This is a genomic window from Catenuloplanes japonicus (assembly GCF_000717135.1).
GTDB lineage: Bacteria > Actinomycetota > Actinomycetes > Mycobacteriales > Micromonosporaceae > Catenuloplanes > Catenuloplanes japonicus.
The window spans coordinates 66,011-77,442 of sequence record NZ_JNXY01000026.1 but is presented as its reverse complement, the minus strand read 5'-3'; the positions used below and the strand labels follow the sequence as shown (position 1 = coordinate 77,442).

The 11,432-nt window shown below is 63.6% G+C and carries 15 protein-coding genes; 11 read left to right on the top strand and 4 right to left on the bottom strand.

The window, feature by feature from the left end; all coding sequences use genetic code 11:
• Nucleotides 1-367: 367 nt before the first annotated feature.
• The 3 genes from OP04_RS53795 to OP04_RS32235 all read left to right on the top strand — a co-directional run bounded on the left by OP04_RS53795 (nt 368) and on the right by OP04_RS32235 (nt 3,407).
• Complete coding sequence (locus tag OP04_RS53795; protein ID WP_157240673.1) at nt 368-1,720, top strand: hypothetical protein; 1,353 nt, start codon at nt 368-370, stop codon at nt 1,718-1,720.
• A gap of 357 nt (nt 1,721-2,077) precedes the next feature.
• A complete protein-coding gene (locus OP04_RS53790) occupies nt 2,078-2,872 on the top strand; it encodes a hypothetical protein (protein WP_157240671.1) in 795 nt (264 codons plus the stop codon).
• Nucleotides 2,865-3,407, top strand: a complete 543-nt coding sequence (locus OP04_RS32235; RefSeq protein ID WP_085066924.1) for a type II toxin-antitoxin system VapC family toxin — start codon at nt 2,865-2,867, stop codon at nt 3,405-3,407. Before OP04_RS53790 ends, OP04_RS32235 begins: the two co-directional genes overlap by 8 nt.
• Nucleotides 3,408-3,428: 21 nt before the next feature.
• Here OP04_RS32235 and OP04_RS52220 read toward each other — a convergent pair whose 3' ends face one another.
• Nucleotides 3,429-3,665: a DUF397 domain-containing protein gene (locus tag OP04_RS52220; RefSeq protein WP_085066923.1), complete on the bottom strand. Its 237-nt coding sequence runs from the start codon at nt 3,663-3,665 to the stop codon at nt 3,429-3,431.
• Entirely contained in the window at nt 3,653-4,492 is an 840-nt protein-coding gene (locus tag OP04_RS32230) for a helix-turn-helix domain-containing protein (RefSeq protein WP_051799429.1), read from the bottom strand. Before OP04_RS32230 ends, OP04_RS52220 begins: the two co-directional genes overlap by 13 nt.
• 206 nt (nt 4,493-4,698) lie before the next feature.
• On the opposite strand from OP04_RS32230, the gene OP04_RS32225 reads away from it, so the two are divergent.
• Genes OP04_RS32225 through OP04_RS32215 form a run of 3 tightly spaced genes read left to right on the top strand, consistent with a single transcriptional unit; the run spans nt 4,699 to nt 5,790 of the window.
• On the top strand, nt 4,699-5,073 hold the full coding sequence (locus OP04_RS32225; protein ID WP_157240669.1) for a hypothetical protein: 375 nt from the start codon (nt 4,699-4,701) through the stop codon (nt 5,071-5,073).
• Nucleotides 5,074-5,076: 3 nt separating this feature from the next.
• Nucleotides 5,077-5,520, top strand: coding sequence for a hypothetical protein (locus OP04_RS32220; protein ID WP_157240667.1), 444 nt, complete (start codon nt 5,077-5,079; stop codon nt 5,518-5,520).
• Between the two features lie 3 nt (nt 5,521-5,523).
• A complete protein-coding gene (locus OP04_RS32215; protein WP_157240665.1) occupies nt 5,524-5,790 on the top strand; it encodes a hypothetical protein in 267 nt (88 codons plus the stop codon).
• Here OP04_RS32215 and OP04_RS32210 read toward each other — a convergent pair.
• A complete protein-coding gene (locus tag OP04_RS32210; protein WP_033343674.1) occupies nt 5,787-6,323 on the bottom strand; it encodes an ATP-binding protein in 537 nt (178 codons plus the stop codon). The genes OP04_RS32215 and OP04_RS32210 overlap by 4 nt on opposite strands.
• Nucleotides 6,320-7,171, bottom strand: a complete 852-nt coding sequence (locus OP04_RS32205; protein ID WP_033343673.1) for a GntR family transcriptional regulator — start codon at nt 7,169-7,171, stop codon at nt 6,320-6,322. The genes OP04_RS32210 and OP04_RS32205 overlap by 4 nt, the downstream gene beginning before the upstream one ends.
• A 219-nt stretch (nt 7,172-7,390) precedes the next feature.
• Between OP04_RS32205 and OP04_RS32200 the strand changes: the two genes are divergently transcribed.
• The 5 genes from OP04_RS32200 to OP04_RS32175 all read left to right on the top strand — a co-directional run bounded on the left by OP04_RS32200 (nt 7,391) and on the right by OP04_RS32175 (nt 11,427).
• The gene (locus OP04_RS32200) at nt 7,391-7,645 is read left to right on the top strand and encodes a DUF6284 family protein (RefSeq protein ID WP_051799428.1); all 255 of its coding nucleotides are present in this window, start codon (nt 7,391-7,393) and stop codon (nt 7,643-7,645) included.
• Nucleotides 7,645-7,848, top strand: a complete 204-nt coding sequence (locus OP04_RS32195; RefSeq protein WP_033343672.1) for a hypothetical protein — start codon at nt 7,645-7,647, stop codon at nt 7,846-7,848. Before OP04_RS32200 ends, OP04_RS32195 begins: the two co-directional genes overlap by 1 nt.
• Nucleotides 7,845-8,567 carry a hypothetical protein gene (locus OP04_RS32190; protein WP_033343671.1) on the top strand — a complete coding sequence of 241 codons (723 nt, stop codon included), beginning with the start codon at nt 7,845-7,847 and terminating at the stop codon, nt 8,565-8,567. The genes OP04_RS32195 and OP04_RS32190 overlap by 4 nt, the downstream gene beginning before the upstream one ends.
• 100 nt (nt 8,568-8,667) lie before the next feature.
• Nucleotides 8,668-10,755, top strand: a complete 2,088-nt coding sequence (locus tag OP04_RS32185) for a cell division protein FtsK (RefSeq protein ID WP_051799427.1) — start codon at nt 8,668-8,670, stop codon at nt 10,753-10,755.
• Nucleotides 10,756-11,145: 390 nt separating this feature from the next.
• Entirely contained in the window at nt 11,146-11,427 is a 282-nt protein-coding gene (locus OP04_RS32175) for a hypothetical protein (protein WP_033343670.1), read from the top strand.
• The last annotated feature ends 5 nt before the right edge of the window (nt 11,428-11,432 follow it).

Genomic DNA, 11,432 nt, shown 5'->3' with positions numbered 1-11,432 from the left:
CTCGTGGAGCTGTGGGGATTTGAACCCCAGACCCCCTCGATGCGAACAAAGTTCACTTCTTGGTCGAGGTCGCGCAACTCGCTGCCCAGCAGGTCACACTACCTCGATGAGGTCCCCCAACCGCATCTAGCTACGCCTCGCCCCCATCACCCACTCCCACTCGGCTCCCACTGAAGCGAACGCCAAACCCCCGCACGGCTGGCTGGCTATCCCTCGCCCCACCGAGCGCATCCTCGACACACGGGGCAGCTTTGATCATCAATGCTCGATACGCTCACGGCTACGCAGGCAGAGGGGGAGAGTTGGTAGCGCCTCAGGAAAAAGCTAACAAAGCATCGGTCAGCCCAACTAGCTTTGGGCAGCCTCGATGAACCTTCTTTCACAGATCATTCCCGGCCTGCGAGAAACCCGCGCCCCACTTGCCATTGGCACCCTATGGCTGACAACAGGCTGGCTTTGTTACTTTTTGCTCCCAGAGAAAAATTGGGATAATACCTACGTTGAAAACGTCACAAAGCCTCTGTCCGTCATACCCGACGAGATTCTGATTTCTATTGCAATTCTCGTAGTCTACATCTTAGGAATTCTGCTGGAGGCTATCGGAAAGATATTCTACCCGCTCATGCTTACGGTATTGTTTCTTGGCCTCGCCGCTATCATATTTTTCGGATTCACATCAACGGCCGCAACAACTGGCATGCTAATCCTCGCGGCTACGATTTTTACGCTCTACAGCCTTCTAAGGGCGGCTCAGATGCAGAGGCAACTACCGGATGAGCCATATAGCACGTTAGCAGCAGACGCAATGATGACCTCTTTGGAGAGTTCCGGTGCCGCGATCTCCGACCTATATCGAAAGGTGCGCACGGCGGCCGAACCCGACTTTGAAGTCTTCCAAGAGCTACTAAGGGAAGACATCGAACGAACGTTCGGAGATGATAAAGGAATCATCCCCGAAGCCGTAGAACAGCTCAATGTGAGGGTACTAAGCAGAGTTTCAGAAGCAGTCTACCTCTCGGCCAGCGACCTTTACAACAAGGTAGGAGAATCTAGCCAGGAGAAGTTAAGGAAAGCTACTACACCAGCTTTACTAGCATATTACGTTCGGGATAACGAAGAAATTGCAGAGGCCGCACGTGAAGCCTTACGGGACCGCCTCAATGTAGACCCTCAATCGCGATTCACCTTCGCGCAGACAGTCTTTCCAATCGACGAAATGCGGGCGCGTCTCAAGAATCGAATGAGCCAGGCAGAGATTGCGCTACGAGCTAATTTTCGAGAGCTTCACGATGAGATCGACCGCACCAGAGCTGAAGGCGAATTCAGAAAGGGCATCTGCTTTCCCATTGCCGCCCTATTAACAGCAGTCTCAGCGTCGCTCGCGAAAGCGTTCGCAGCACAGAGGCTTGACGAAATCACCCTGGCCGCAGCGACCGTTTCTTTTGTCGTCGCGCTAATTATCTACGCGGCAGGCGCCCGACGAACCAAGGAGGCCAATCAGCTACTCTACGCTTGCCTTCTGCAGAACATAGTTGGAGTCACTAGAGAGAACCTTTACGGCAAGCAAATCTTTGTCCCGGCAGAGAGTATCCGCATAACCCCGCTGCCCGGCATCCGACACAAGCTTGCCGAACTCTTGCGCGAACGGGCCACCTCGGCCCTGGAAGGCGCCATTGAATCTACAAAGAAAAAACGAGGGTCCCGGCGACCGCAAACATAGATCCAACATTAGCACAAACCAGCCTCAGCGGTCCCCTGCGTTGGCGCGAACTGCATACAATTAAGCGGACTTGATGTGGGCATTTATCGGCGGCCTAGCCGAGATATCCCTACACTAAAAGTCAGCAAAACTCACCTAGGCAGCAACGTATGACGATAATAATCTCTCAGACCCTCCAGAGCTTAAGCACACTACAAGAATGAAATTCTTCCCCAATGGGATTATTTAGGGGCATAACGGCGACGTGGCTTGCCCCAAGGGGCTTCGTAGCGAAGACTCAACCTAGAGTTACGGACGCAGGGGAGGTGATGGATCATGGCATCGACAAGTACCGCCTGGGCGGACTCAGATGTGAGCGTGGAGGTCTCCATCGACGGCCCGCGCCGCGCTGTCGGCGTACGGGCATACACCCGCCTTCTAGACCAGGTTCTTTTGTCTCTCGAAGAGGTCGATCGCGTCGCCCTGCCAGGACGAGTTGCTCGCTTAGAGTGGGCAGTAGAAGATCTCTCGTTTAAAGGCGGACTGAAAGCCGTTATCGCGCCCCGCAAAGTGCCACGCCTACGGCCTTTCGGGACGGTGTCAACTCCCGCATTGAGCCTGGTTAGCGGAATCAAAAATCTTCACGCCACGCCAGAAATTCCTCAATTCTTCTCCCCTGGAATCGTCGAGCGAGTTGAGCAGATTGGCCGCCCAGTTGGAGACAACGGCATCGAAAGAGTAGAAATCAGACCACTATCTCACGGTTCCGTGAGTGCAGTAGTGGATTTCGAGACCGTCAGCAATGCTAGGCAGGCTATTAATGTTTCAAGGCGGTCCTGGGGCAGCATTCAAGGTCAACTTGATGTCATCAAAGCCAATACAAGATCTGGCCCACGAGCGCAAGTTCTCATTGAAGGCACTCGCAGAGCAATCACTGTCAGAGCGTCTGCCGATCAAGCTAACACGCTCAGGGATGCTTGGGGGAAAAGGGTGCTGGTCGGAGGCGAGTTGCACAGGAACGTTCTAGGTCAAGCGGTACGCCTCGACATGACCGAGCTACAAGTTTTACCCGAGAGGAGCGCTACTTCGACGTTTGACATACTCGGCATTTCACCTAATTGGACTGGAGATCTAAGTACCGAGGAATTTATGCGGCAGGTTCGTAGTGTCTAAGGCTTCTTCCGCGCCGAAAGTGTACGTAGACACCTGCGTCTTCCTAAATGTAATCAAGCGGGAAGCTGGCCTCTGGCCCGATTCCTTGAAGATTCTAAGGGCGGCGGAACGCGGCGACATCCGCCTGATCGCATCCACGCTCCTGATGACGGAAATTGCCTCCTGGAACGGGGAGGTCGATCCGATCACGCGTGACAAGGTCCTGTCCGACTACCTCGAAAACTTGCCGGTAGAATGGGCGGAGCTCGACCTTTTCGTCACTTACGATGCGCGAAAGCTATGTGATCGCTACAGGATGCGGGGCGCCGACGCCGCGCATCTCGCAACGGCCATCCGGCGCAAGGCCGATTATCTGATCACACGCGACAAAGGTTTCCCCTACGGCCATCTCGACGGAACCAGCCTGCGAGTCTCTGAGCCGACAATTCTATGGAATCCTACAATCGACGATAGCCACATCGACCTCATGGCGTCAGAGTTAGATCCTGACGGCCCACTGAGGCAGCGCCAACCAAATTCTCGGCAGGGCAACTAAAGGTCTAGACTTACCTGCCATTCATTTGCTTTTAGTTAGGAAAACTCCGGCACGGAAGGGCTCGGCGCGATGGAGATCTTCAGCCCTGAGCTGTAGAAGGAAGACATTCCAGTCAGCCTTCGGAAATTGGAGCTGACCGCCGTGCGGATCCTTACTATCTCGAACGAACACCCCAGCGAGACTATTCAAGGCCACCTCTACACACTGGCCGCCGTTGGGGCTGGAGCGAGAGGACTTGCGCCAGGTTAGGGCTTCCATGAGTGTGCGGCCTCCTGGATGAGTTTGAGGGACTGGCGTTTGGGGAGGGCTTCTCCTAGGAGACCTTCCCAGATGCGGCGGGTGGCATCAACGTCTGTGGGGGTCTCGATGACCAGGCCGCGGAGTTGGGTGTCGATGTAGGTGACCTCGGTGTGGCCGGGGAGGGTGGCCAGGACGAAAGCGCCAGCTAAGCCTCGATGTGCGCCTACCTCGGTGCGGAGGACGTGGAGTTCGGCGGTGCCGGTGGTGGCTGCGGTGATCAGGTGGTCCAGTTGCTCGCGCATCAGGCTGGGAGCGTCGCCGATGGGGCGGTGGAGGATGGACTCTTCGAGGATCGTGATGAGGCGGGGCGGGTTGGGCCGGCTGAGGGTCTGCTGACGCCGAATGCGGGTCTCTACCGCGCGCGTCAGGGTTTCCTCGTTGGCTGCGGGGTCGCCGGCCTGGAGCATGGCGCGGGCGTAGGCGGGGGTCTGGAGCAGCCCATCCAGCACTAAGGGCTGGTAGGAGCGGAGCGCGGTGGCGGTTGCCTCGACTTCCGCCCAAGGACGAAACCATTCCGGCATGACCTCGTGGGTGGCGGTTGCCTGCGCTGTCTCCAGGAGCCGGCCGAGTAGTCCCCCGGTGCTGAGCACGTCGTCCGCGCGCTGGACGAAGGCGTCGCTCGGTGGGCGTTTGCCGGTCTCGACGGCGGATATCTGGCTGTCCGAGAAGTGGATCTCTTTGGCGAGTTCCTGCTGCGTGATGTCCTTGTATTCGCGCGCGATCTTCAGCTCTCTACCGAGGGCAATCAGAATCGGGTGAGCACCGCTCATGTGGTCAGTGATCATGGCGTTCCTCAGCCATTCCACAACAAGCGTCCCAGACTCCCGCCGTCATTTCGCCCTTTCCACAGCGGCCAGGCGAGGCATCAAATCGGTTCTCTTCTACTCCCGACTCGGAAATAGTCCTTGTAACAAACGGGCGGATAGGCGTTGTGCCACAAGGTGACTCGGGCTCGCACGACCGCTCACCGACTGCTGAGGAGGAGATTTCCGTGAGGGCTGGAAGCAAAGACGAAGAGGTTTCGGCGATTGCCGAACATCCATCGTTCTGCGATCCGGGCGAGTGCCTGGTGGGGGCGACTGGGGTGGAGTTCGAGCGGCATCGGTCGGCACCTCGCAGCATGACTCTCAAGGACGACATGTTGGGCACGCGGTTCGTCACCCGCGTGACGGAGGCGCTGTTGGAGCCGGGGGTGCCGTATCTGGAGGTCGACGTGTATGCGGCGGATGAGGACGACCCAGTTGCCGAGTTGCGGTTCACCTCCCACAACATGCTCATGATAATCGATTTCCTTTTCGGTCTCATGCACATCGGGCAACCGATGGCGGTCGACGCGGCCGAATTCGTCGTGCGGGAGATGGCGTAGTTGATGGCCGACGACAACGCAGGTGGCGTCGGGCCTGAGGCACGCGATCGGGCGCCGGCGCCCGAGGAGGTCTCCGTGCCTGAGCCGACGAATGGTCCAGCCGTGGTGGACGTGGATGAGCATCCGGAGTGGTGCGATCCAAAGGAGTGCATGGCCGGAGGTCTGCCGGTGCCGTACCGGCACCGGTCTGCGCCGATGACGCTGGAGCTGTGTAACGACCTGACCGGCGCTTGGCTGGACGCGAGGATGACGGAGTCGGTGTTTACGCCGGGGGCTCTGGGGTTCGAGGTCGACGTGCGATGGGAAGGCGAGGACGAGCCGGAGCACAAGGCGATCATCAGTCTGCAGGGACTGGCGAGGATGAACAGGCTGACGCTCTCGCTCATGGTCCGAGCGATTATCGAAGAATCGCTACCGGTGCGGCCTCTCACCGGACTGGAGTTGTAGGCCATGACCGGTGAGCGCGGTCGTCGTGCCAGTCCCGATGATTTCCGTGCCGTGGGGGACATCGTTCACCTCGACAGGTTCAATGTGAAAGATGGTGAGCGAGATGTGGAGATTCGGATTCTGCATATCTCGCATCTGCTGTGGTCTGTGCCGGATGTGCAGTGGGTCCGAGTTCTCGGTGTCGAGATGGACGGCGGTACGGAAAAGGGGCCTCAGAGCCTTTTCATCGTGCATAAGGATTCCCTGAGGCGTGAAGAGGCTGAGGTTTAGGCGGGGCTGAGGCTCATCGCGTCGTGGATGGCGCGGGCGGCGTCGGCCGGCGGGGTCTCGGCGGTGTTGAGGAAGAGATCGGGCTCGGGAACGGGCTCGGTCTCTTCCCACGCGCGGAGGCGGGCGGTCGTGTCGCCGGTGGCGCGGGCGATGATGCGGGACTCGGCCACGTCGCGGGGGCACCAGAGGTAAACGACCGTCCAGCGGGTGCCGGGGGTGGCGCTCACCAGCGCGTCGATCGCGGGGACCTGGCCGAGGTGGATGACCGGGATGCCGGTGGCGAGAGCGTCGGTCAGGCCGGGGCGGTCGATGACGTAGAGGGCGTCGTATCGGCGGTTCTCCCAGAGCACGTCACCGGTCGCGCGGAGGCGGTCGATCTCGGGCTCGGTGGTCATGCGGTATGTGCCGGTGCGGCCGGGGCCGGCCTTGAGCCTGCGGAAGAGACTGACGGCGGGGTCCAGCTCGGCCAGGGCGTGAGTAACCGTGTCTTTGCCGCTGGCGGGTGGGCCGTAGAGGATGATCGCGCGGCTCATGCCGTACCGCCGAGGATGGTTTTGATCAGGTCTTTGGCCTGGGCTTGCAGGGGGCGGCTGGACGCGGAGTTGTCGATCACCTTGTGGGGCACCGGCGGGCGGAAGCTGGTGTCGAACTTCGACAGGTAGCCGGACCAGTCCGCGAGTTTGGCCGCGTCGCGGGCGGCTCCGCGATGGCGGACGTAGGTGTGCATGGTCGCTTCGTCGCAGTAGACCCACACGTAGGTCACCGTGGCGTTCAGCTCGGTGAACGTGGCCTGGGTGCGCTCAATCCAGGCGGGGTCGCTGAGTTCGCGGATGAACGGGGCGGTCAGGATGACGCTGTTGCCGCAGGCCAGGTTCTCGGTGGCGGCGGCGATCAGGGCCTCGTACTCGCGGGGGCGGATCAGGGTGAAGTATTCGTCGGACTCGCGGTCGTGGGGTGAGTGGCCGATGGTTTCCAGGGCGGCCTCGACGACGGGGCGGGTCAGGGTGTCCTTGTCGAGCATCGACCAGCCGGTTTCGCGGGCGAGTATGCGGCCCAGCTCGGTCTTGCCGCTTCCGGCGTAGCCGCCGACCACGAGCACCCTGGGCTGGCGGGGGCGGACGTCGGCTTTGCGGTCCTGGCCGGGCGCGTGCACGTAGCGCTTGGAGCGGGACTTGCTGATCACCAAGCCTTCCTCAGCCAGCAGGCGCATGGCCTCGCTGATCGTGAAGACGCTGACATCCCAGCGCTCGGCCAGCTCACGGGTGGACGGGAGCACGTCTCCGTCGCGGAGTACGCCGGCCTCGATGTCGTTGCGGATGTTCCGGGCGACCTGCTGATGCAGCGATTCCGCCCGTGAGAGCGGTGGACGGGGGGCCGACATGTGGTCTCCTTAACTCGATGCCGTGCAACTGGTATCCAAAAATATCAGGTGTTTTGGACGCCAGTCATGCTGTTAGCTCTCGTTTTGGCAGCTCAGCGCCCTTCTCAAGAAACTTCTCGATCTAACAGTTGACCTGTTTACATATCAACTGTTAGCTTCGTGGCACAGAGATCGCCGTCACAACGACGGAGATCGAAGAAGCCACAAGAGGAGTGCGTCTTGGCACCGAACGACTGGCTCAACGACATCGACGGGCCTTCACCGGCCGAACTCGCGGAGATCAGGGCTGAGGAGCCGCTGATCAGCGCGGAGGTCGCGTTGGTGGATGCGGAGATCCGCGTGCTGTGCGCGGAGGACGGGCCGACGGATCTGGACTGGCACCGGCTCCGGATCGCGGAGAAGCGGGTCGCCAGGGAGGCGCTGGCGCTGCACCGGAAGCGGCGGATCAGCGCGGACCTCGGGTGGGTGGCGTGATGACCTCTGCCTTCCCGATCGCCGCGCCGGCCGAGGACGCGCGCTTCACGTTCGGCCTGCTGCTGGACCTGGCCAAGGTGCTGGAGCAGCACGGTTACCCGCCGGTCGAGGCCGGGGCGGACCTGCTCCGGCTCCAGAAGAGCCTCTTCGGGTTTCTCTACGTCCAGCCCAGCACCACCGAGCTTGAAGGAGTCCTGCGATGACCGTCTCCGCGTACCCCCGCCAGATTGAGGATCTTCTGCCCCGCGCTGCGGAACTGGTCTCGGCGCTCGGGTTCATCCCCTCCGAGAACCGGCTCAAGAATGAGCTGAACGTGGGTCGGCCCAAGGCCAAGGCGATCCGGAAAGCGCTGGAGTCGGAGGCGCTGCCGGACCCGGTTTCCGAGGCGGACCCGGTGGTCAGCGTGGCGGAGCCGATCGCGGACGACGTGCCGGTGGCCGAGGAGGCGTCGGTGCTGCGTGAGGAGGTCGCGGACCCGGGCACGTCCGCCACGTCCCGGTCGGTCGCGTCGTGGCCGGTGCTGATTCTGGCGCTGCCCGCGTTCGCGGCGGTGTGGTCGGGGTGGGTGGGGCTCGGGGAGATGACCGGGTTCGGGGTGGTGCACCCGCTTCCGGGGATCGCGGACGGGTTCAGCCTGAACACCGCGATCACGCTCCCGATCGGGGTCGAGACCTACGCGGCGTACGCCCTGCGGGTCTGGCTCGCCGGACACGGCACGAGGGTGGCCCGGCGGTTCGCCAAGTGGTCCGCGATCGGGTCGCTGGTCCTCGGCGCGCTCGGCCAGGTCGCCTACCACCACATGGAGGCCGCGGGCGTCACACACGCGCCGTGGCAGATCACGACCGTTGTCGCGTGCCTGCCGGTGGCGGTCCTCGGGATGGGCGCGGCGCTGGCGCACCTGAACCACGACACCCGTTCCTAGCTCTGCCCGGCGGCGCGGCCCTCTGGCCTGGAAACCTGCGCCGCGCCGCCGGCCCCTTCTGCTCCATTCGCCTGGTGAGGCTTCAGGAGGAAGAACCCTCATGCTCGCAGAGACAGACACGGAACACACCGGCCGGCCGGATGAGGTGCTGGTGGGTGAGGTGGTCATGGTCGACCAGCCTCGCGCCGGCACCGATGACGAGTGGCTGACCGAGTTGGCGCGGCAGGCCGCGCAGCGCAAGCCGATCCTGCCCGCGTGGATGCTGTCCGGATCGGACTTCCGCCACACGTGCCGGTGGATCGCGGCCCACTACCTGCACGTCTCCGCGTATCACGCGGTCCGGATGCCGGTCTACGGCGGAAAACTCGCACTGCGCTCGCCGCGCGGCCTGTGGAGATTCATTTCCGGGGGTACGCGGTGGGTGCTGGATCTTGAGGGCCTGCCGGTACGGCTTGCGGCGGTCCGGCGGGAGGACGCGGAGCAGTACCTCCGGCTGTCCCGGCAGCGTGACGGCCGTGTGCGCCTCCGGACGCTGATCGCGGCGTCGGTGGCGGTGCTCGGGGTGACCGGGACGTTCGTGCTCGCGGTGCTCGCGCCGAGCTGGGCGCACTGGGCGACGCTCGCGGGTCTGGTGGCCGCGTTCGGGCTCGGCGGGGCGCGGGCGGATCGGCCGTTGGTCTCCCGCGCTGTGGTCCCGACGCACGTCCAGGAGCTGACCTCGAATCAGGTCACGCTCGCACTGTCGGTGCTCGGGCTCGCGGGGATCAACCAGGCGGTGTCCAAGCTCGGCGACAAGGCGATCGGGTTCCCCGCGCCGATCACCCGCGACGGACCCGGCTGGCGTGCCGATGTCGACCTGCCGCCGGGCGTCACAGCAACCGAGGTGATCGAGCGTCGGGAGAAGCTGGCCGGCGCGCTGACCCGGCCGCTGGGCTGCGTGTGGCCGGAGGGCAACGCGCAAGTCCACCCCGGCCGGCTGATCCTCTGGGTCGGGGACCAGGACATGTCCAAAGCGCGCAAACCCGCGTGGCCGCTGCTCAAGGGCGGGCCGATCGACCTGTTCAAGCCTCAGCCGTACGGGACGGACCAGCGCGGGCGGTGGGTGAGCCTGACGTTGATGTTCATCGCGATGGTGATCGGGTCGATTCCGCGGATGGGCAAGACGTTCGCGCTGCGTGAGGCGCTGCTCATCGCGGCGCTCGATCCGCGGGCGGAGATCCACGCGTACGACCTGAAGGGCACCGGTGATCTGTCGGCGCTGGGGAAGGTCGCGCACCGGTGCCGGGCCGGAGAAGACGATGAGGACGTGCTCTACGCGGTCCACGCAATGCGGGAGCTGCGGGCCGAGCTGCGCCGCCGGGCGCGGGTGATCCGGGACCTGCCGCCGGACCTGTGCCCGGAGAACAAGGTCACGCCCGAGCTGGCGACCCGGCGCTCTCTCGGGCTGCATCCGATCGTGGTCGGGGTCGATGAGTGTCAGGTGTGGTTCGAGCACCCGGAGTACGGGGCCGAGCTGGAGGAGATCTGCACGGACCTGGTGAAGCGGGGGCCAGCTACCGGGATCGTGCTGATCCTGGCGACCCAGCGGCCGGACGCGAAGAGCCTGCCGACCGGGATCTCCGCGAACGCGTCCACGCGGTTCTGTCTGAAGGTCATGGGCCAGATGGAGAACGACATGGTGCTCGGGACCAGCCGCTACCGCAACGGCGTCCGGGCGACGATGTTCGCGTGGGAGGACAAGGGGATCGGCTACTTCGTCGGTGAGGGAGCGGACGCGCGGATCGTGTCCACGGTGTTCATCGACGGGCCGGCCGCGAACGTCCTCGCGGAGAAAGCGCGGGCGTTGCGGGAGCGTGCGGGGCGGTTGTCCGGGTTCGCGCTCGGGGAGAGGGCCGAGGTGGCGCAGGCCACGACGTATCACCTGCTGGACGACATCCTGTCCGTGGTGCCGGTCGCGGAGCTACGGGTGTGGAACGAGACCGTGGTGGCGCGGTTGGCCGATCTCCGGCCGGACGCCTACGACGGGTGGGCGCCGGAGCAGTTGACGGCGGCACTCAAGCCGTACGGGATCGAGGTCGACCAGATCGGCCGGCGCGTTGACGGGAAGACCGTCAACCGGCGCGGCATCACCCGCGCGGACATCGCCGCGAAAGTTGCCGAGCGTAACCAGTCGAAGGCTGCCGCATAGGCCATCCGGAGGGTGCTGGCGCTAGCACCTGAGCCTGCTAGCGCTAGCACCTCCGCTAGCACACGAATCAATGCCCTGCCAGGACGCTAGCACGCTAGCGGCCCTGGCCCCGTGCACTCGAAAACCGCCCCTGGAGGCGTTCGTGGACACCCCCGCCCTGATTGCTAGCTTCCTCTGCTTCGCTCTACCGCCCGTCACGCTCTGCTACGCCGCTAGCTGCGCGATCTGGCCCTGGAAAGCGTGCGCAACCTGCCACGGCACCGGGCGGATCAAGAGCCCGTTCGGCCGTGTCTTCCGGCTCTGCCGCCGCTGCGACGGCACCGGGCGGCGCATCCGGATCGGGCGGCACGTGTGGAACGAGTACCGGCGCGTGCACCGGGACGGCCACCGATGAGCCCGCACACCGCATGGTGCGCCGCTGACCATCGCTGCGGGCTCGGGGAGCACCGGGGCGCGGAGATCGTGGTCGACCTGGCGCGGCATGGCCGGGCGGTCGTCTGGCGCACACGAACCGACAACGGCCGCGAGTACGCCGAGGTCCGGCTGTGGGTGGCGCTCGCTCCCCACGAGACGCGAGCGCGACGGCAGTTGCTCGCCATGCTCACCGGTTTGCGTGTCCTGCTCGGCCGGGTCGCGTTGGCCGCGCGGCCGGCACCACGGCCGCATCGCTGATCCGC